The 17,920-nt window shown below is 65.4% G+C and carries 22 protein-coding genes; 12 read left to right on the top strand and 10 right to left on the bottom strand.

The features are described 5' to 3' along the window. Positions 1–48 precede the first annotated feature (48 nt). The 6 genes from QTI24_RS21795 (at position 49) to QTI24_RS21770 (ending at position 4,275) form a co-directional block, all read left to right on the top strand. On the top strand, positions 49–1,335 hold the full coding sequence (locus QTI24_RS21795) for an AAA family ATPase (protein ID WP_286603337.1): 1,287 nt from the start codon (positions 49–51) through the stop codon (positions 1,333–1,335). A gap of 53 nt (positions 1,336–1,388) precedes the next feature. Continuing rightward, positions 1,389–2,012, top strand: coding sequence for an MbcA/ParS/Xre antitoxin family protein (locus QTI24_RS21790; RefSeq protein WP_286603336.1), 624 nt, complete (start codon positions 1,389–1,391; stop codon positions 2,010–2,012). Between the two features lie 210 nt (positions 2,013–2,222). Further along, a complete protein-coding gene (locus QTI24_RS21785; RefSeq protein WP_286603335.1) occupies positions 2,223–2,567 on the top strand; it encodes a hypothetical protein in 345 nt (114 codons plus the stop codon). A gap of 79 nt (positions 2,568–2,646) precedes the next feature. Further along, on the top strand, positions 2,647–3,105 hold the full coding sequence (locus tag QTI24_RS21780; RefSeq protein WP_286603334.1) for a hypothetical protein: 459 nt from the start codon (positions 2,647–2,649) through the stop codon (positions 3,103–3,105). A gap of 78 nt (positions 3,106–3,183) precedes the next feature. Further along, a complete protein-coding gene (locus tag QTI24_RS21775) occupies positions 3,184–3,876 on the top strand; it encodes a hypothetical protein (protein WP_286603331.1) in 693 nt (230 codons plus the stop codon). Positions 3,877–3,918: 42 nt separating this feature from the next. Further along, positions 3,919–4,275, top strand: coding sequence for a type II toxin -antitoxin system TacA 1-like antitoxin (locus QTI24_RS21770; RefSeq protein ID WP_286603329.1), 357 nt, complete (start codon positions 3,919–3,921; stop codon positions 4,273–4,275). Positions 4,276–4,776: 501 nt separating this feature from the next. Here the strand turns inward: QTI24_RS21770 and QTI24_RS21765 are convergent. Continuing rightward, positions 4,777–5,022, bottom strand: a complete 246-nt coding sequence (locus QTI24_RS21765; RefSeq protein ID WP_286603327.1) for an AbrB/MazE/SpoVT family DNA-binding domain-containing protein — start codon at positions 5,020–5,022, stop codon at positions 4,777–4,779. Between the two features lie 1,081 nt (positions 5,023–6,103). Here QTI24_RS21765 and QTI24_RS21760 point away from each other — a divergent pair. Together QTI24_RS21760 and QTI24_RS21755 are read left to right on the top strand one after the other, a co-directional pair. Next, positions 6,104–6,892: an enoyl-CoA hydratase-related protein gene (locus QTI24_RS21760; protein WP_286573273.1), complete on the top strand. Its 789-nt coding sequence runs from the start codon at positions 6,104–6,106 to the stop codon at positions 6,890–6,892. A gap of 2 nt (positions 6,893–6,894) precedes the next feature. After that, positions 6,895–8,166: a serine hydrolase domain-containing protein gene (locus tag QTI24_RS21755; protein ID WP_286603326.1), complete on the top strand. Its 1,272-nt coding sequence runs from the start codon at positions 6,895–6,897 to the stop codon at positions 8,164–8,166. A gap of 30 nt (positions 8,167–8,196) precedes the next feature. Here the strand turns inward: QTI24_RS21755 and QTI24_RS21750 are convergent, their stop codons facing one another. Both QTI24_RS21750 and QTI24_RS21745 read right to left on the bottom strand, forming a co-directional pair. Further along, positions 8,197–8,466: a hypothetical protein gene (locus QTI24_RS21750; protein ID WP_286573278.1), complete on the bottom strand. Its 270-nt coding sequence runs from the start codon at positions 8,464–8,466 to the stop codon at positions 8,197–8,199. 31 nt (positions 8,467–8,497) lie between these two features. Further along, complete coding sequence (locus tag QTI24_RS21745) at positions 8,498–8,905, bottom strand: nuclear transport factor 2 family protein (protein WP_286603325.1); 408 nt, start codon at positions 8,903–8,905, stop codon at positions 8,498–8,500. A 263-nt stretch (positions 8,906–9,168) separates the two neighbouring features. On the opposite strand from QTI24_RS21745, the gene QTI24_RS21740 reads away from it, so the two are divergent. Beyond that, the gene (locus tag QTI24_RS21740; protein WP_286603323.1) at positions 9,169–10,479 is read left to right on the top strand and encodes an epoxide hydrolase family protein; all 1,311 of its coding nucleotides are present in this window, start codon (positions 9,169–9,171) and stop codon (positions 10,477–10,479) included. A gap of 37 nt (positions 10,480–10,516) precedes the next feature. Here the strand turns inward: QTI24_RS21740 and QTI24_RS21735 are convergent, their stop codons facing one another. After that, positions 10,517–11,848 (bottom strand): aminotransferase-like domain-containing protein, encoded by a 1,332-nt coding sequence (locus QTI24_RS21735; RefSeq protein ID WP_286603322.1) that lies wholly within the window; start codon positions 11,846–11,848, stop codon positions 10,517–10,519. A gap of 89 nt (positions 11,849–11,937) precedes the next feature. Between QTI24_RS21735 and QTI24_RS21730 the strand changes: the two genes are divergently transcribed. Beyond that, positions 11,938–12,561: a DJ-1/PfpI family protein gene (locus QTI24_RS21730; RefSeq protein WP_286603320.1), complete on the top strand. Its 624-nt coding sequence runs from the start codon at positions 11,938–11,940 to the stop codon at positions 12,559–12,561. Positions 12,562–12,567: 6 nt separating this feature from the next. On the opposite strand, the gene QTI24_RS21725 is transcribed toward QTI24_RS21730, so the two are convergent. Together QTI24_RS21725 and QTI24_RS21720 are read right to left on the bottom strand one after the other, a co-directional pair. After that, positions 12,568–13,176 carry a GNAT family N-acetyltransferase gene (locus tag QTI24_RS21725; protein ID WP_286603318.1) on the bottom strand — a complete coding sequence of 203 codons (609 nt, stop codon included), beginning with the start codon at positions 13,174–13,176 and terminating at the stop codon, positions 12,568–12,570. A 23-nt stretch (positions 13,177–13,199) separates the two neighbouring features. Further along, positions 13,200–13,409, bottom strand: coding sequence for a hypothetical protein (locus tag QTI24_RS21720; protein WP_286603317.1), 210 nt, complete (start codon positions 13,407–13,409; stop codon positions 13,200–13,202). Between the two features lie 237 nt (positions 13,410–13,646). Here QTI24_RS21720 and QTI24_RS21715 point away from each other — a divergent pair, with 237 nt between their 5' ends. Together QTI24_RS21715 and QTI24_RS21710 are read left to right on the top strand one after the other, a co-directional pair. Beyond that, entirely contained in the window at positions 13,647–14,108 is a 462-nt protein-coding gene (locus QTI24_RS21715) for a MaoC family dehydratase (RefSeq protein ID WP_286603315.1), read from the top strand. A 54-nt stretch (positions 14,109–14,162) separates the two neighbouring features. Next, positions 14,163–15,077 carry a LysR family transcriptional regulator gene (locus QTI24_RS21710; RefSeq protein WP_286603314.1) on the top strand — a complete coding sequence of 305 codons (915 nt, stop codon included), beginning with the start codon at positions 14,163–14,165 and terminating at the stop codon, positions 15,075–15,077. Here QTI24_RS21710 and QTI24_RS21705 read toward each other — a convergent pair. Genes QTI24_RS21705 through QTI24_RS21690 form a run of 4 tightly spaced genes read right to left on the bottom strand, consistent with a single transcriptional unit; the run spans position 15,022 to position 17,813 of the window. Continuing rightward, entirely contained in the window at positions 15,022–15,771 is a 750-nt protein-coding gene (locus tag QTI24_RS21705) for a gamma-glutamylcyclotransferase (RefSeq protein ID WP_286603313.1), read from the bottom strand. The two genes, QTI24_RS21710 and QTI24_RS21705, sit on opposite strands and share 56 nt — an antisense overlap. Before the next feature lie 17 nt (positions 15,772–15,788). After that, entirely contained in the window at positions 15,789–16,559 is a 771-nt protein-coding gene (locus QTI24_RS21700) for an alpha/beta fold hydrolase (protein ID WP_286603312.1), read from the bottom strand. Positions 16,560–16,586: 27 nt separating this feature from the next. Then, the gene (locus QTI24_RS21695; RefSeq protein ID WP_286573295.1) at positions 16,587–17,390 is read right to left on the bottom strand and encodes an SDR family NAD(P)-dependent oxidoreductase; all 804 of its coding nucleotides are present in this window, start codon (positions 17,388–17,390) and stop codon (positions 16,587–16,589) included. A gap of 45 nt (positions 17,391–17,435) precedes the next feature. Next, positions 17,436–17,813 (bottom strand): helicase SNF2, encoded by a 378-nt coding sequence (locus QTI24_RS21690; protein ID WP_286573296.1) that lies wholly within the window; start codon positions 17,811–17,813, stop codon positions 17,436–17,438. Between the last annotated feature and the right edge of the window lie 107 nt (positions 17,814–17,920).

Below are 17,920 nucleotides of genomic sequence, written 5' to 3'. Positions count from 1 at the left end.
TCTGCCGCACTCGCCAACGGGTCGCAGAGGTGCGAGGGGGCGTTCGACATGACCACTGAAAGGAACCGCGAGACCGAGGAGAGGTTGTCGGCCGGCTATGCGAAGTGCTGGTATACGTCCTTCGAACCCTTGCTGCCCACTTCCATCATCGCGTCGGTTCAGATGGAGAACAAAAGGCGAGAGGAGGACCGAATGCGAGCGGAGCAGGAAAAGCGGGAAGCCTTGACCGTAGAGCGGGCGATCGAGTCCCGGGACGGCCGCTTGACCGTCATGAAGCACCTGCTGGCCATGGAATGGGACGCGCAAGCCGACGCCGCGTTCATTGCCGACTTCGAGCGACCTCCGCAGAGAAGTCTTCCGCCCCAAACGTTCCAGGTGCTTCGGGGGCAGGAACTCGTCGATGCCGCCGCACGGGTGCGCGCAACGCGTGACGGGGACAATCGCCAGCACGAGGCCGACCAACTGGAGAAGATCGCAGCGCGCGGCGCCTTCCGTAGGGTCGCCAATCCGGCGTGCGCTCCCGAACAGTGGTGCCGTTCCGTGGAACGCCAGAGGGAGGCGCACCCGCACATGTGGGCGGTGACTGATTTCGTGGCGAGCCGCGTCGCGGCGTCGTTACTCAGTCTGCGGCCACTGTCGATTCCGCCGATCCATTTGAACGGCCCACCGGGCAATGGGAAGACCCATTACACCAGCGATCTCGCTGAAGCTCTGGGCGCGCCGATCCGTATCCAGTCGATGGACAACGCCCAGGCCTCGTCGCTTTGGCTGGGGACCGAACGCCACTGGGGTACAGCCGGATGCGGGATCGTCTTCAACGAGATCGTCTATGGAACCTACGCAAACCCCATCTTCCTGATCGACGAGATCGACAAGGCGCCGCGGGCGAGTCAATACGACCCGGTTGGACCGCTGCACTCGCTGCTGGAACCCTTGACCGCCTGCGCCGTGCGCGATGCGGGAGTGGAAACTACTTTCGATGCGAGCCTCGCGATCTACATCGCGACGTCGAACGACAGCAGCAAGGTGCCGGACACTCTGCGAACGCGATTTCGGGAGTTTGTCATCCTGCCACCGCGCGGCGAAGACGCGCTTCGTGTCGCTCACGCGGTCGCCAACCGTGCCATCCAAAAACTGGGCGTTGCAGGTTTCGCGGCGCCCGAGCGCTCGTTGTCGCACAAGCTTGCGCATCTCACCGCACGTGAGATTTGTCAGGCGGTCCAGGACAGCGCCGCACGCGCAGCCCAGATCGGGCGATTGCATCTGAGGGTTTCCGACCTGCCGGCGGACGTCATCGGTGACGAGAGCGATGCCCCAGGTCCGATGCTGCACTGAGGTCCCGACGTGCCGCCGTGTGCCGCCCCCCTGACTCTGCGAGGTACAGCCCCATGACCATGCCACAACTACGAATGAACGCGTTCCTTCGAGCCGGCGAAATCCTTATGGACATCGTCAAGACCACTGGGCACATGGATACATGGGGTGCGCAACTGCCTGACCGTCTCGTCATCGAGGCCGAAATTGCGCTGCACCACTATCCCAGCTGGCTAGAGATCACCGAAGCTGCAGACGAGCAAAAAAGCATGCATACCTGGATGGTCAGACCTACGGGAGATGTGAAGCAACAGAAGGAGGCGCATGTTCGATTGGAAACTGTCGCTGCGCGGATGGGTGCACAGACCGCACCGGACGACATGTCATTCGACAGTAGAGGCCTTGTGTGCGCCTGGCTCCGTACCGAGCACGCGGCGCTTCACTATCGGCGGCCTGTCGATCTCTTGTACATGGCGGGCAACGCTGACCGAATCGTCGCGCTCTTCGAGGCTGAAGCGTGCGTGTCATGCAAGGCGAAGCGCGTGTTCGCGAGCGAAAGCAACGCCAATCACTGGCTTCGAAGATTTGATGAGTCGCTGGGACGAATCCCGCTTGAGATGCTGGGTTCGGACACTGGCCGACGAATGGTCATGGAAGAACTGGATCGGCTGACCGATCGCGGCGAATCCGTGAACTGAAGCGATTCGCGCGCAGCGAGAAGTCCACATGCCGCAGCCCGGAAACACAACGGTGGGCGCGTCCGAGCAACCGAAGCAAGCCTCGGTATTCAGCGCGGATGCGCAAGTCGCTGGCCAGCGCATTCGCCCTCGACCACTGTGCTGCAGCACCAAGCAGGTAGTTCCGATGCGGCGAATGGACTGACCCTTTCGAAACGCGCGGAAAGCTTGATGGTGGCTGGCTACACGTTCCACGACTACCTGAGTCTCGCACTGCACCGTACGGCGGTGGGGCTGATGGTCGAAGACCCCGCGCTGGTTGGCACCGCGCAGGCAACGCTCGAGCGCTGGATCGAGCGAGGTGATCCGCGCACGCGCGTCCTTTGGGAGAAGTGGCGGTCCATCCTGGCCGCAAGGGACTGGGCGCAGGCGCTCGCGGAGACGGAGGAGGGACAGCAGCTGCGCAGCGCCTCGCCTGTGCCGACGGTGCTTTCGGAAACCACGCGTCTCAAAGTACTCGCGCTGATGCAGGCGTGGCGCGATGCAGAGGTCCCTGTCTTCAGGGAACCACCATGAATCCAGTTGAATCAGGAACGACGGTCCGGGCCTCGCAGGCCGGACAGCCAGCGCGACTTCCTCAACGCAAGGACATTCCATGACACCCGTCGAACAGCTGCAGGCCCGTTTTGCCTACATGTTCCAGGGCGAGTCGATCAGCCTGGAGTTCCACGAGGGTTGGCTTCCGATCTTCAGGGAGGCCTGCGAGCAGATCGACGATGTGCTGGGCGAGAACAAGCGCGGTTTCCATTGGGTGCAGGTGAAGGAGAAGTACGGCTCCGCGCGGTTCTACTATCACCTTGGAACCTCCAGGCGCCTGGTGGTCGACTTCGTCGATGGCCAAGGGGGCCACGCTCTGATCAAGACGCGAACCAAGGAAGGCGATTCGGCGGCGGATCGCATCGACGCCATCGTCGATCACGCGGAAGCGCGGACGTACACGACCTGCATGGTCTGCGGCGCAGCCGCGCAGACCGAGCCCTACGACGGCTATTACCTGACCGTGTGCGCAGCGCACGCGCCTGCCAGACGGTTCCGTTGTCCTGAAGAACTTTGAAGATGCTGTGAAGCCGCACCCCGCTGAGTGCGGCGAAACAAACTTGATCCTGCATCAGTCATGCGCAAGAAATCACCAGTGTCCGATAAAGTCTCGACGACGCCGACGCGCGGCGACGTGCGCCCCCGTCGAAAGGACCTCGCCGCGGGGCTGCGCACACAGGGAACGAGCGACATGGAGGCCGTGGTCGCTCAAGTCGAGTCTCTGCGCGAGGCTTGCCGCATCATCATGCGCGAGCTGGTCCGCGAGGAAGCGGCCCGGAGTGTTCCGGTTCAGGAGCGCTTGATGATGCGGATATTTAAGGTGGCCTCTGAGTTGGAGCGCAAGTCGCTGCAGGAGATGGTCGATCTGATCGAACCGCAACGCCCGTTGGCACGCCGAGTCGAACTCGAACAGCGCGCGATCGAAGCCGTCATGGCGGGTACCCAGTGGCTGACGGCGGCCGAGATCGGGCGGCTCGTCAATCCGAAGGTCGTCAACGCGCGATCCATAGTCAATCGTTGGCAGGCGAGTGGTCGCATCTTCGGCATCGACCATCGAGGCGAGAAGCTGTACCCGGCCTACGTTCTCGATGCGACCTGGCGGCCGTTGCCGGCAGTCAAAGAGATCCTCGCCATGCTGACAGGCTTTTCGCCTTTCAGGATCGCGTCCTGGTTCGAATCCACCAGTTCGGCATTGGGCGGCAGGCGCCCGCGGCAAGCCATCGAGAGAGATCCTGATGCGGTGCTCGCGGCCGCCAAGTCCCTCCGCGCGGGTGCGATTCACGGTTGAAGATGGCCAAGGCGCATTCAAGCGTCAGGCATCGGCCGCGCAATGCGACTTGATCGATCACGCCCGCCAACGTTCTTGAAGCGCTCTGCTTTCATGCTCGCCGCCGCATGCGCTCACGCGCAGGATGTTGTCTTGGATCAGATCACTTTCACGCTTGATGTTGAAGGCATGCATCGGTTCGCTGAGATCCCGGACGAACCTGCGGCGGCCACCCATCCTGGCCTGGATAGACACGTGAAGGTTGCTCAGTTGGACGCCGAACGGTCTCGGGATCTCAAGTTGCTCGGCGGCTTCCTGATTCGGCTGCCGACCGCCAGGACAGACGAATCAAAAAGCTCCTGTCGCATGCTGGCGCTCGAATTGAAGGCACAACGGACCCGCGCCTGGCGTGCCTCGTAACAAGCTTGGCGCGGCGTTCCGGATCCTGGTCGATTTTGACGCGCGCAAGGTCGCAATTCACATGCGGCAGTCCGGCGACCTGGATGCGGGGTCGTCCAGTGGCTCGCGGCCCAGGTCGCGCCGCGCCGAAGGGGTGGCGACCCGGGCGGAATGGGCACCATTTGCCCCGTTTATGGACCTTGATGAGAACAGCGCGTGAGGTAAGGCTGTCACAAGACGGCAGGGGGCGGCCTATCGGCCTATCTCAAGCCAGGTATGGCAAGTTCACGCGATCAGTCGCAACTCCGGTTCGAAGTTCTCCTCCCCTTGAGCTCGCTGCGCGTCGATCGCGCCGGTGAGCTGCTTGGTGCCAACAGCGCTGGCGATCTCCGGAATGCACCAGGCGGCTGCGATGAGTTCGCCTTGCTCGCGAGAGTTCCAAGCGGCGGCGGCCGCGCGTCCGCCGCTTGGGGCTCATTCAGAATCTAGAGTATGGGCATGCTGGTGTCGACCTAGGCCATGTCAGTATCGGGCATCGCGGCGCACTTCTTCCATCACGGGTGCGCCCATCGGAATGGCGTTGCGCGCCGCGGCCAACTCGAGGGCGAATGCCCTGCGATCCCGCTGCGCCGGGCGGATCGATAGGCTGCCGTCCACTGTGACCTGCGCGTCGACTGTAGCGCCTTCGCAGAGGCCGAGCCGCTGCGCGACTTCGGACGGAATCCGTAGGGCCAGGCCGTTGCCCCATCTCACTACTTGCAGGTCCATGATGCGTTTATTCCATGCTCCGCGATGGCTTGGAGATGCCAAGCGGCGTCGGTCTTGCCACTCGACGCCATCTTCCCCGCCTTATCTCCGGTGTCAATGGCACGAACGTGCAGGGCAATGGGCACGAGCCCTCCGCGTACTTCGAGGAACTTAAGCGGATGCCGACCCGCCGGCCGGCCGGACTAGTTGTTGCCGCATCGCTGTTTGCTGGCAAACTGAAAGCACGACATCGCGTGGCCCACACCTGTCAAGGTGACATTGCGAGACACATACGAAGTTCTCTAGCCAGGAACGGAAGTTCAGGGGTAGAACACTCCTCGTCGGGAACCGGTCGCTAAGCAGTCATGAGACGTGCACCTCGTCCGTCGGCTCCGTGCCCAATGCAGCCTTACCGTGGTTGCGGTGCCGTCGTATCGCGGGCCAGGATTTCCCCTTCGTCGGCGTCGCGCCATCCGCTCGACAGCAGCCAGTCACTAGACTCAATCTCGTGGCGCTGGTCTGAAGGCTGATCAGGAACTCGCATGTTCGGGCAGAAGCGTCACAGGCCGCTGCGTGAGGCGGGACGATGAGGCCTCGTGTGCTGTGGGCGAAGTGCAGGAATGCGTGGGGGCGGCCGCTGTCTTCATCGAAGCCCAACCGGGCGCGCAACGCTGCGAAATGAACATGAGTCCGGCGGATAGGACGGGGAAGGAGACGACGCGAGAAAGATTCCGCTGACCCTGCGGGGAATGCTTAACAGCCGCGCCGCGACTCATATGGGGGTTACGCCAAGCATGTCTGCCCAAAGCGATGCAGAAACGCTGGGGCCGCGTCGTGCCTGCTTCCCTCGGGGTCGCGCGCCGCGCGGCCCTTCGCATTTCTGAAATGGTGTTTTTCACTGCGGGACCTTAGTCCGAACGCCGTCGAATCGCACACTTGCTTCGTCAGAAACGACGTCCCACAAGCAAGGAAGCGAATCATGAGTTCCACCCCTCCCGCCAGTGAATGCGCGCAGAAGAGCACGCCCGCAGATCCCCCACCACCGGTATCGACCGAGTGGGACGAATGGAAGCCGGTGCGCGATCTGAGTTGAGGCCGCGCCATGACCACCACCCCCTACGAGACCTTGCGCCTTCGCATCGACGACGGCATCGCGACGATCACGCTCGCGCGTCCCGAGAGCCTGAATGCCTTCACCCAGCAGTCGCTGGTCGAGCTGCGTTCCGCATTGAAAGCCGTGATCGCGTCGCCGGCACGTTGCCTGGTGCTGACGGGCGAGGGCCGCGCCTTCAGCAGCGGCGCCGACCTTGCGGCGCCGCGCGACGGGCTGGATGAAAATGACCCGGACGAGTTCCTGCGCGACTACTTCGTGCCACCGTTCCGGATGCTTGCCGGGATGGAAATCCCGACGATCGCCGCGGTGAACGGGCCTTGCGCGGGCTCGGGCATGAGCCTGGCGCTGAGCTGCGACATCGTCATCGCCTCGGAGTCGGCCTTCTTCCTTCAGCCCTTCGTCAATATCGGCCTGGTGCCGGACCTGGGCTCCAGCTGGCTGCTGCCGCAGGCCTTGGGGCGGGCCCGTGCCACCGGACTGATGCTGCTTGGAGAAAAGCTGCCCGCCGCCGATGCGGCCGCCTGGGGAATGATCTGGAAGACCGTCCCGCCCGATCAACTCGAGCACGCCGTGCTGGAGACGGCGCGCAAGTTGAAGGATGGTCCGAGCCGGGGGCCGGCCATGATCAAGCAATTGATTGCGCGCGGCCTGCGCAACGGGCTTGCAGAGCAGATGCAGGCCGAACTGGAGTTCCAGCGTGTCGCGCTGCGCAGCGCCGATCACATCGAGGCCCGGGCCGCGTTCAAGGAGAAGCGTGCGCCGGTGTTCGTTCGATAGCCATGGCGCAAGAATCCACCCCCTTGCCGGTCGCCAACGCGGAAACCGTCGGCACGGCATCTGAAACCGATCCGCGCGCGAACGGGCTGATGCGCGGCTCGCCGCCTCCCGAGGACAAGCGCGTCGTGCTTTCCAACGCGCTCGAATTTCCCCAACTGCGCTGGAGCGCCAGCCACTGGCGGGAACTCGCGCCCACCCAGCGCGTCTCCCGCGGTACGGGCGCGGCGGCGCCGCTGCCTCGAAACGAACGCGATCTTTCCGGCGTCCGCATCAGGACGTTGACCGGCGCGGACATGCGTTTCCCCGAGGCCCTCGAAGCAACGTATCTAGACGGACTCGTCGTGCTGCACAACGGTTCGATCGTGTTCGAGGAATATCGGGGCGAGGGCGGCCCGGACCAGCCCCACCTGTGCTTCTCCGTCACCAAATCGATGGTCGGCATGCTGGCGGTCGATCTCATCGTGCAAGGCCTGATCGACGACAGGGCCAGGGTCACCCGCTACGTACCGGAGCTGGACTGCGAGACCTTCGGCGACGCGACCGTGCGCAACATCCTCGACATGACGATCGCCGCCAGGTGGTCCGAGAACTATGCGGACCCTGCGGCCGAGATCCGGTCCTACGGGGTGCCGTCCGGCCTGCGCAAACGTTCGGCCGACTACACCGGGCCGACGCACCTGGCCGACTACCTTCCCAATGCCATGCAGCGCAACGGCGAGCATGGCAAAGCCTTCGTGTACATCACGCCGCTGTCGGACGTGCTGGCCTGGATTGTGGTGCGCGCCAGTGGCAAGCCGCTGTCGCAGCTCTTGAGCGAGCGTGTCTGGGCGCCCATGGGTGCGGAGCACGATGCCTATTTCAACGTGGACAGCGTGGGCGCTGCAGTCGCCGGCGTGGGCTTCAGTTGCGCCCTGCGGGACATGGCCCGGATGGGAGAGCTGCTGCGCTGTCGCGGCAGCCTGATGGGACAAAGGGTGTTCGACCCGCAGGTGTGCGATGCCCTGTTCCAGCCTGCCAGCGCACAAGAGAAGGCGGTCTTTGCCGCGGGTGCGTTCGCTTCCCTGAAGGAGTGGTCCTATCGCAACCAGTGGTGGATGACGAACAACGCCAGCGGTGCCATCACGGCGCGCGGCATCTACGGACAGGCGCTCTACATCGACCCCAAGGCCGAAGTCGTGATTGCGCGATTTGCATCGATGCCAACCGCTTCCAACCTGGCAAACGATCACATCTCGCTGCCGCTTTACCAAGCCATTGCGGACGCCCTGGCTTGATGGGCGCCAAGCGCGCGCGGCTCCCCGTGCTCAGGAAAAAGGCGTGCGAGTGCGCGGCAGCGCGTGCACGCGCGCCGGCGAGATGGCGCACACCTCGATCCATCCGTCGTCCTCGGCCACATAGGCCTCGCCTTCGAAGAGCACAGAGCGATTGGTGAAGACCGTGTCGCCGAACCAGGTGGGCGGCGACACCACGCTCACCGTGCCTTGCTCGGCCACCAGTGAAAAGCCCTTGTCGATGGACAGGCGCAGTTTCTGGCCCGGCAGCAGCCGGGTCGGACCGTAGAGATCGCTGGTCATGCTGAGCACCTCGAAAGATGACGATCCCGCGCTACTGCGCCGGGTAGTCCCAGACATCGGGCGGCAGCTTGTCCTTGAGCGATGCGTACATGGCATCGCGGAACAGCTTCACTGCGGGATACGGCCGCATGGCAATGGTTCGTTCCACGATCAGCCCTTGCTCGTTGTCCACGATGACTTCCAGGCTCTCGAGCTTGCGGCCCTCGATGCTCCCTTCCCAGCGCAGGAAGGTGGTTCGCTCATCGATCTTGAGCTCGGAGGTGTAGGTGCCGCTGCCGCGCGTGGAGCTGGACTGGGCAAAGATGGCCGACACGGCTTCACGCCCCGAGATCGAGCGGGCCAGGATGGGGCTGTTGAAGACGACGTTGTCGGCAAGCAGTGCGCTTACCTGGGCTGGTGTCGAGCTGCCGGCTTCGCGCAGCTTGCGTAGTGGATGCATGGTTGTTCTCCGTCTAGTGGGTGGCGGGCTGCGTCTTGCAGGCCCGTGGATCCACTTTAGGTGGGGGACCGCGATAGAAAAAGCCGCATTTGCGCAAACCGCCTTTCCCGCTTCTGGAATAGTCGCGAACACCTTGTGCGACTTCGGTTCGAGAGATCCGTGCGGCTCCAGTCGGACGACGCCAGGCCTTCGGCTGCCCAGACTTCGTCCATCGACTGGCGGTGGGCGTTGGTCGGTTCATGTTCCAACCGAAGGAGAGTTCCATGTTGTTCAACATTGCCTGGCGAACCCTGCCACGGCGCACCCTGGCCAGCACCACGCTGGCATTCGCAAGCCTTGCCGCAACCCTGCCGCTGCTGGCGGCGCCGACGGACGCCGCTCCCGACCTCAGCGTGCGCCCCTTCAAGGTGCAGGTTCCAGAAGCCGAACTGGCCGCGCTGCGACAGCGCCTGGAGAGGATCCGATGGCCGCACAAGGAGACGGTCTCGGACCGCTCGCAGGGCGTGCAGCTGGACAAGCTGCAGGAACTGGTGGGCTACTGGAGCACCACCTATGACTGGCGAATGGCCGAGGCGCGGCTGAACGCGCAGCCGCAGTTCGTCACGCGCATCGACGGGCTGGACATCCACTTCATCCACGTGCGCTCCAGGCATCCCAATGCCATGCCACTGATCATCACGCACGGCTGGCCGGGCTCGGTGTTTGAGCTGCTCAAGGTGATCGGTCCTCTGACCGATCCCACCGCGTTCGGCGGCCGCGCGGAAGACGCCTTCGACGTGGTCATTCCGTCCATGCCGGGCTATGGCTTTTCCGAGCAGCCCACCGACACCGGCTGGGGACCCGAGCGCATGGCCCGCGCGTGGGACGTGCTGATGCAACGCCTGGGCTACACGCAGTACGTGGCGCAGGGCGGCGACTGGGGGTCGGTGGTGGCGCAGGCGCAGGGCAGGCAGGCGCCCAAGGGCCTGCTGGGCATTCACGTCAACATGCCCGCCACGGTGCCTGCAGACGTGGCCGCCGCACTCAAGACGGGCGGGCCGGCGCCGGCTGGATTGTCCGCAAAGGAAAAGGCGGCCTACGACTCGATAAACCGCCTGTACACCCGAGGCGGCGGCTACGCCGGCGTGATGGTCACGCGCCCGCAGACCCTGGGCTACAGCCTGGCGGATTCGCCGGTGGGCCAGGCCGCGTGGTTCTATGACAAGTTCGCCGACTGGACCTTCAGCGGCGGCGTGCCCGAGCGTTCGCTCAGCCGCGACGACATGCTGGACGACATCACGCTGTACTGGCTCACCAACAGCGCGACCTCGTCGGCGCAGCTCTACTGGGAGAACAACAACAACAATTTCAATGTGGTGGAGCAGAGAACGCGGGAGATCAAGGTGCCGGTGGGCGTGACCGTGTTCCCCGGCGAGATCTATCAGGCGCCCAGGAGCTGGGCACAGCGCGCCTACCCGAATCTCAGCTACTTCCACGAGGTGGAGAAGGGCGGCCACTTCGCTGCCTGGGAAGAGCCGCAGCTGTTCGCGCAAGAACTGCGCGCTGCGTTCCGGCCGCTGCGCGCGCAGCACTAGCCGCACGCGTCGCCGGGCCGCGCCGGGCAGTCCCTTGTCAGAAGGTGTGGTCGCCAATCACGCGTGCCACCGTCTGCAGGGACTGCCTGAGCTTGTCCAGGTCGACGGAGCCAAGCGCCAGGCGGATGGCGTGGGGCACCTGGGCGACTGTGGAGAAGGGGGCCGCCGTCGACACCGAGATGCCCTCGCGCAGCAGCGCCTTCGCGACGGCATCGGCCCGCACCTCATGGGCCAGTGGCAGCCAGACGAAGTAGGAATTGGGATGGCCGACCTTCTTCAGGCGGCCCAGCGCCTGGTCGGCGACGCCCTGGCGCGCTGCCGCGTCGCGCCGCTTCTCGTCTTCGAGGCGGGCCACGGTGCCATCCTCCAGCCAGCCGCAGGCGATGGCCGTCATGGCCGCTGGCGTGTTCCAGGTCGTCGCGCGGATGGCGCCCCGGATCTTGTGAACCCATTCCTGCGGGGCGCAGACAAAGCCCACGCGAAGGCCGGTGGCCACGCTCTTGGACAAGCCGCTGACGTAGACCGTGCACTCGGGCGCCAGGGCGGCCAGGGGCGGCGGCGCTTCCGTGGCGAGGAAGGCATAGGCCGCATCCTCGATCAGGATCAAGCCGTGCTGCCGCGCGATGGCGACCAGTTCCCGCCGTCGTGCCGCGCCCATGACCCAGCCGAGCGGGTTGTGCAGCGTGGGCATGGTGTAGACGCCGCGCACGCGCCGCCGCTTGCACAGGCCTGCCAGCGCCTGCAGGTCCGGGCCATTTCCGGCCGAGGGAATGGGCACGAGTTCCAGCCGCTGGGTTTCTGCCACCAGCTTGAAGCCCGGATAGGTCAGTGCGTCGGCGGCAATCACGTCGCCAGGCTCGAACAGGGCCATGGCGGTGGTCGCCAGCCCATGGGTCGCGCCGCTCACCAGCAGCACCGTGTCGGGCGAGGCCGGGATGCGGCAGCTGGCCAGGTGCCGTGCCACCGTCGCGCGCTCATGCTCGCGCCCGCCGTGGGGCTGGTAGCGCAGCAGCGACTCGAGGTCGCCCGTGGCCGCCAGTTGCCGCAAAGCCGCCCTGAGCAGGCCTGCCTGGTCGGGCAGGGCGGGGTAGTTGAAGCTCAGGTCCACCATGTCCGCGCTCACGGCGTGCAGGTCGATGCCTTCGCCCCGAGGCAAGGCCTCCTTGACGAAGGTGCCGCGCCCGGTTTCTCCGCTGACCAGGCCCATGGCCTGCAGTTCCGCATAGACGCGGGTGGCGGTGACCAGCGCAATGCCTTCGCGCGCCGCGAGCTTGCGATGGGTCGGCAGCGCAGTTCCCGGCCGCAAGCGGCCCGCGCGAATGTCGCCCGCGAGCCGGTCGACCAGTTCCTTGTAGCGCGCCTGGGGCATGGGCTATGTATCCATGACAATTATTTGAGTGTATTGATTGTCGACCCTACCATGGCAGCACACAACGCTTTCACCCCCGCGAGGACGCCATGCACATCTCCATCCTGACCTTCGACGGCTTCAATGAACTCGATTCCCTGATCGCGTTCAACATCCTGAACCGGATCAAGCGGCCCGACTGGCGGGTATCGATTGCCAGCCCCACGCCCAGGCTGCGTTCGATGAACGGGCTGGTCATCGACACCCATGCCTCGCTAAAGGATGCGTGCGAGGCCGACGCGGTGCTGGTGGGCAGCGGCATCAAGACCCGGGACGTGGTGGCCGACCGCTCGCTGATGTCGCAACTGCAGTTCGACCCCACGCGGCAACTGCTGGGCGCGCAATGCTCGGGCGCGCTGATCCTCGCCAAGCTGGGCTGGCTGGCCGATGTACCGGCCTGCACCGATGTCACGACCAAGCCCTGGGTGGAAGAAGCCGGGGTGCCGGTGCTGAACCAGCCCTTCTTCGCCAAGGAGAACATCGCCACCGCCGGCGGTTGCCTCTCGGCGCACTACATGGCGGCGTGGTTCATCGCGCGCCTGGCGGGCGTGGAGGCGGCACGCTACGCCATCGACTACGTGGCCCCGGTGGGAGAGAAGGAAGCGTACGTGGCGCGCGCCATGGCGAACATCTCGCCGTACCTCGAGGAAGAACGAGTGGCGCGCCTGGCCTGAGCGCGCTCAATGGACGAGCTCGGGCGCGGCATTCAGATCCATCGTGAGCTCGGTGATGATCGCCGAGCCTGCCTGCCGGCGGGGGCGAAAGCCCAGGCGGCGCGCCAGGTTCAGCATCTTGCGGTTTTCGGAGAGGGTTGTGCCCACCAATCGCCTGATGCCAGAGCGCCTGGCGAGGTCCACCAGCGCCAAGAGCAATGGTGCGCCCAATCCCTTGCCCTGCCACGCGTCCGTGATGACCATGGCGAAGTCGGCCTGCCCGTCCGGGCCGTCGATGACATAGCGCGCCACGGCGATCTGCTGCTCGCGGCCGTCAATGATGGCTGTAGCGACCACGGCGCCTTCGTATTTCCGGTCCACCTCGGTCCAACGCTGCAGTTCTGCCAGGGTCGGCTTTCTGGCGGACATCAGGCGCTGGTAGCCGGTACGCGGCGACAGGCCGGCGACGAATTCGATCTCGCGTTCCAGGTCGCCCGGCTCGATCAGCCGCAGGTGGACGGGCGTGGCATCGATGAGCAGGTGCTGGTCGTGCCAGGGCGCCGTGGCCGCCAGATCGGCAGGCAGAGGCCGGGACTGCGGCGTCACGTGCAAGGCGAGATTGGGCGTGTGGGACATGACGGTCTCCTGGTTTCGATTCTTCAGGTGGCGCTCACGCTGGGCTGCGCGAACTCGCGCCCCACCATGGCCCGTGCAAACAGGTAGTTGTTGCGCCCGCGCTCCGACAGGGTGGACATATCCACCAGGCCATGCGCGTCGCAGGGGAAGGCAAATCCCCGCCCGAGCTGGAACAGGGACTGGAAGCGGAGCTCGAAGGCTCCGCGGGAATCGATGTGGCTGGTGGGGTTCATGGGGGCGACTCCAATGGCGCTGCGATGGCTTCAATCTAGTCCTGGGGCGGCCTTGGAAAAAGGCCATCCACGACAAGGCGGCATTGCGGCGATTGCAAAAATTGGACGGGATGGCGGAACGCGTTGTTGACGAAACTGCAATGCGCTTTTGCGCCTGGCCGCCTTTGCGCTTCGCCCGAAGCTTCCTAAAGTTGTACCGTCCCCCGGCAGCTTTTCAGCTTCAACAAGGATGGGCGTATGAGCCAGCAACCTCTCTTCTTCGACGACCTCCACATCGGTGACCAGTTCCGTAGCGGCCCCCATGAGCTGAAGGCCGAGGACATCAAGCGTTTTGCCAGCGAGTTCGACCCGCAGCCTTTTCACCTCGACGACGAGGCGGCACGCGCAACGATCTTTGGCGGGCTGGCCGCCAGCGGCTGGCACACGGCCGCCATCACCATGCGCCTGATGGTGACCGGCGGCCCGCGCCTGGCCAACGGCATCATCGGTGCGGGCGGAGAGGTCGAATGGAAGACACCCGCCCGTCCCGGAGACGTGCTGCATGTCGAGAGCGAGATCGTGGAATTGATTCCCTCCCGCTCCCGCCCGGACCGCGGCGTTGCGGTGCTGCGTTCCAAGACGTTCAATCAACGCGGCGAGGTGGTGCAGGTCACGACCGCCAAGTTGATGGCCACTCGGCGCACTTCGGCTCAAGCCTGACCCGCGCGCCGGCTCTATCATGGCCCTCCGCATCACACCGGAGGAGCCGCCAGCATGGACCGCATCACCGCGATGAATGCCTTCGTCCGCGTGGTGGAGGCTGGGACCTTCACCAAGGCAGCCGATACGCTGGACGTGCCTAACGCCACTGTCACCCGGCTGATCCAGGGGCTGGAGGAAGACCTGAAGGTGCGGCTGCTGCACCGCACCACGCGCTCGGTCACCGTCACGCCCGAAGGTGCCAGCTACTACGAGCGGGTGGTGCGCCTGCTGGCCGACCTGGCGGACATCGAATCGTCCACGCGCATGTCCCAGGGCAAGCCCGTGGGCAAGGTGCGCGTCGAGGCGCCGGCGGCCATCGGCTCGATGGTCATCGTGCCGGCCCTGGCCGATTTCTATCGCCAGTACCCGGATGTAGAGGTGGAGCTGGGCGTGAGCAACCGGCGCACGGATGTGGTGGCCGAAGGCGTGGACTGCGCCATCCGGGCCGGCGAGGTGGTCGAGCAACAGATGGTGACCCGGCGGATCGGCCTGTTCCGCTTCACCACCTGCACCTCTCCTGCCTTTCTCAAGGCCTGCAGGACACCGGCAACCCCCGAGGAACTGCGCTCCTGCCCGACGGTCGGCATGGTCTCGGCGCGCACGGGGCGTGCGATGGACTTCCGCTTTTCGAACGGCGATGGCACATCAGTCGACATCACGCTGGAGCACAGGCTGGTGGTGAACGACACCAACTCCTATGTCGCGGCCGGCGTGGCAGGCCTGGGCTTCATCCAAGCGCCCAGCTATGCCGTGGGCGATGCCCTGAAGGCCGGTACGCTCGTCTCGCTGCTGGAGGAGTGGAAGACGCCGGACATTGCGGTGAACGTGCTGTACGCGCCTAACCGCTACCTGAGCGCCAAGGTCCGCGTGTTCATCGACTGGACCATTGCGCTGTTCGACCGGCATGAAAGCCTGCGCCTGAGTTGAGCGCCCCGGTGCGTGCCAGCTCGACGCGCAGGCGTTCCATGCCGGCATCGCGGATGCCGAAGCGCGAGAGCGCATCCATGGTGGCATCGAAGTAAGCCAGCGAAGTGCCCAAAGAGCCGTGGCCCGTGCGGATCAGCCGGGCGACTTCAGCCACCGGATGCCTGCCGATATAGCGCTCGTGGCGCCGGTTCACCACGAAGGTGAGGGCGCGGTGCGCGCCAGGGGCGCCGCGTACCTGGATCCACCGGGCGTCGTAGGCGCCGGGGAACATCTCGCGGCGCCACAGCAGCTTCAGTTCCGCCAGCACCTTGGAGGCTTCGATGCGGAACAAAAGGCCGCGGCATGCGCCGCCGTTGTCTAGCCCGAGCATGGCGCCCGGGGCCTGCGGCGAGCCGCGCCCCAGGAAGCTGCGCAGGCAGAAGCTGCGATGCCAACCCTGCACGTGCACCAGCCTGGCGTGGGCCGCGTCCATTGCAGGGTTCCACATGAGCGAGCCGTAGCCGAACACATGCAGGTCCTGCAAAGGATCGTGGTCGCGCAGGATGGCCTGCAGCGATTCCTCCATCTCCGCGTCGGTGCGAAAGCGCACGCCAGACGGCGGGTCGGCACGCATTTCCTCGATGAGCGAGCCCGCGGCCAGGCGCTGGCGCGTCAGCTCATGCTCGGCGCCGCGGGGAAACTGGATGTCGTCCATGTGGATCCCGGTTGCTCTTACTCGGCAGCACCCGCGGCAGCCGCGGCGATCGCGTTGGCGACCTGTGCCGGCCTGGCCAGCTGGGGAACATGCGACGTCGGCACGCTGACGATGTGGGCCGAGATCTTCTCCGCCATGGCCTTCTGCAGGCCCGGGTCGATCATGTGGTCGTGCTCCGTCAGCACGTACCACGAGGGCCTGGTCCGCCAGGCGGCGGTGACGACCTTCTCGTCGAAGCTGCCGGCGCTGATCGGACCCTGGGACAGCGTCATGGAACGAACGGTGCCGGGGGGCAGATCCTGGGCAAAGTGCTTGCGCATGCCCTCGGCGTTCAGGCGCAGGTAGCCGGCGTTGTCCTTGGTGATGAAGTCCGCGCCGGGCGGCTGGGGATAGCCCTTGCCTAGGTCAGCCACCGATTGGCCTTCCGAGGGCGCAAAGGCCGCCACATAGACCAGTGACTTCACGCGGGCATCGCCGCCCACCTCTGAGATGACGGCGCCGCCCCAGGAGTGGCCCACCAGCACCACCGGTCCCGGCACATCGTCCAGGGCGCGCCAGGTGGCTGCCACGTCGTCGACCAGGGAGGTGAGCGGGTTCTGCACCGACACCACCTTCAGGCCCTTGGCCTGCAGCAGGGCCGTGACCTTGTTCCACGACGAGCCGTCGTCGAAGGCGCCATGGACCACCACGACCGTTGGCAGTTGGGGACGGGGCTCGGCGGCGTGCGCCTTCACGCCGACGTTGATCGCCAGGGCGGCGAGCATGGCGCTGTAGATCATGGTTTTCATGGCATTTCTCCTTCGGGGTGGGAGTGCTCATGCGGCCTGATAGCGCTGCGCCGCGCTGGCCCGCGAGAGGTTGGGGCCCAGGGCCTGGCGCGCCGCTTCGAGGCGGTCCCAGTCGCCAGCGTCCGGCAGGGCTGGAATGGTCACCAGTTCCTTCCGGTCGAAGCCGACCAGGGCGGCGTCGACCATGTCCTCGGCGCTCATCACGATCTCGCCGGGCAGCTCGTCCACCGGCTTGCCAGAGACTTCCCAGAAATCGGTGCGGGTGGCGCCCGGCAACACGGCCTGCACCTGGATGCCTTGCGGCGCCAGTTCATGCTGGAGCGACTGGGTGAAGGCCAGGACGAAGGCCTTGGTGCCACCGTAGACGCCGTTGAGCAGCTCCGGTGCCAGCGCCACGACGGAGGCGATGTTGATGATGGCGCCCTTGCCGCGGCGTGCCAGGCCGGGAGCGACCGCCCGGGTCAAGCGCGTGAGGGAGGTCACGTTCAGCTGGATCATGTCTTCCAGGCTGTCGGCGTCGGAGTCGACCAGGGGGCGGGTGGCGCCGATGCCGGCGTTGTTCACCAGCAGTTCGATGCGCTCGTCGGACGCCAACTGCTTCTCCACGCGCAGCACGCCTTCCTTGGCCGTCAGGTCGGCCGCCAGCACTTCAATGCTGCGGCCGGTTTCGGCCTGCAGGCGAGCAGCCAGCGTCTTGAGCTTGGCTTCGCTGCGCGCCACCAGGATCAGGTCGAAGCCGCGACGGGCCAGCCTGTCGGCGTAGATGGCACCGATGCCGCTGGACGCACCCGTGACCAAGGCAACAGGACGGGACTTGTCGATCGTTTGCATGTGAGTTCTCCTGCAGATGTGAGGGTCGGACCCGGCGCGCGCGTGTCAGAACGGATCCTGAGGCGAACGGGCGGCGGTGCGCGCGTCGGCACGCGCCGAGGCGCGATCGACGAAGCCGCGCGAGACCGCGACCACGCCTTGGCCGTAGCTGTCGGAGTAGTGGTCCGGGCCATGGGCCGCCGCCACTGCCGTGCGACGCACCTCGCTGCGGTCAGCCGATGAGGAGGGCAAGGCCGTGACGTGCGACGAGGCACCTTCGGCATAGGGGTTGTCGCTGTACGCGGCAATCACGGCCTCTGCACGCACGGCGGCGCGCGAGTTGGCCGACACCGGGGGCGTCACGCCTTCATACGATTCGGCATGGGCACCCACCGCGGCGAGAAGCGAGAGGGCGGCGGCGGCGATGAATTTCGAGCTTTGCATTTCGGTTTCCTTCAATGGTGTGAGTGAGTGGTTGAGTCGAGTAACGGGTGCAAGACAGAGCAATGAATGAATGACTACCCTGTGCGATGAAGTTTGTGGCGGCGACC

The organism is Variovorax sp. J22P240 (assembly GCF_030316855.1).
Taxonomy (GTDB): Bacteria; Pseudomonadota; Gammaproteobacteria; order Burkholderiales; family Burkholderiaceae_C; genus Variovorax.
This window is presented reverse-complemented; position numbering and strand designations above follow the sequence as displayed.

Coding starts and splice junctions, on each gene's coding strand:
- QTI24_RS21795 (WP_286603337.1), top strand. CDS start 49: ATGACCACTGAAAGGAACCGCGAGACCGAGGAGAGGTTGTCGGCCGGC.
- QTI24_RS21790 (WP_286603336.1), top strand. CDS start 1,389: ATGACCATGCCACAACTACGAATGAACGCGTTCCTTCGAGCCGGCGAA.
- QTI24_RS21785 (WP_286603335.1), top strand. CDS start 2,223: ATGGTGGCTGGCTACACGTTCCACGACTACCTGAGTCTCGCACTGCAC.
- QTI24_RS21780 (WP_286603334.1), top strand. CDS start 2,647: ATGACACCCGTCGAACAGCTGCAGGCCCGTTTTGCCTACATGTTCCAG.
- QTI24_RS21770 (WP_286603329.1), top strand. CDS start 3,919: ATGCGACTTGATCGATCACGCCCGCCAACGTTCTTGAAGCGCTCTGCT.
- QTI24_RS21765 (WP_286603327.1), bottom strand. CDS start 5,022: ATGGACCTGCAAGTAGTGAGATGGGGCAACGGCCTGGCCCTACGGATT.
- QTI24_RS21760 (WP_286573273.1), top strand. CDS start 6,104: ATGACCACCACCCCCTACGAGACCTTGCGCCTTCGCATCGACGACGGC.
- QTI24_RS21755 (WP_286603326.1), top strand. CDS start 6,895: ATGGCGCAAGAATCCACCCCCTTGCCGGTCGCCAACGCGGAAACCGTC.
- QTI24_RS21750 (WP_286573278.1), bottom strand. CDS start 8,466: ATGACCAGCGATCTCTACGGTCCGACCCGGCTGCTGCCGGGCCAGAAA.
- QTI24_RS21745 (WP_286603325.1), bottom strand. CDS start 8,905: ATGCATCCACTACGCAAGCTGCGCGAAGCCGGCAGCTCGACACCAGCC.
- QTI24_RS21740 (WP_286603323.1), top strand. CDS start 9,169: ATGTTGTTCAACATTGCCTGGCGAACCCTGCCACGGCGCACCCTGGCC.
- QTI24_RS21735 (WP_286603322.1), bottom strand. CDS start 11,848: ATGCCCCAGGCGCGCTACAAGGAACTGGTCGACCGGCTCGCGGGCGAC.
- QTI24_RS21730 (WP_286603320.1), top strand. CDS start 11,938: ATGCACATCTCCATCCTGACCTTCGACGGCTTCAATGAACTCGATTCC.
- QTI24_RS21725 (WP_286603318.1), bottom strand. CDS start 13,176: ATGTCCCACACGCCCAATCTCGCCTTGCACGTGACGCCGCAGTCCCGG.
- QTI24_RS21720 (WP_286603317.1), bottom strand. CDS start 13,409: ATGAACCCCACCAGCCACATCGATTCCCGCGGAGCCTTCGAGCTCCGC.
- QTI24_RS21715 (WP_286603315.1), top strand. CDS start 13,647: ATGAGCCAGCAACCTCTCTTCTTCGACGACCTCCACATCGGTGACCAG.
- QTI24_RS21710 (WP_286603314.1), top strand. CDS start 14,163: ATGGACCGCATCACCGCGATGAATGCCTTCGTCCGCGTGGTGGAGGCT.
- QTI24_RS21705 (WP_286603313.1), bottom strand. CDS start 15,771: ATGGACGACATCCAGTTTCCCCGCGGCGCCGAGCATGAGCTGACGCGC.
- QTI24_RS21700 (WP_286603312.1), bottom strand. CDS start 16,559: ATGAAAACCATGATCTACAGCGCCATGCTCGCCGCCCTGGCGATCAAC.
- QTI24_RS21695 (WP_286573295.1), bottom strand. CDS start 17,390: ATGCAAACGATCGACAAGTCCCGTCCTGTTGCCTTGGTCACGGGTGCG.
- QTI24_RS21690 (WP_286573296.1), bottom strand. CDS start 17,813: ATGCAAAGCTCGAAATTCATCGCCGCCGCCGCCCTCTCGCTTCTCGCC.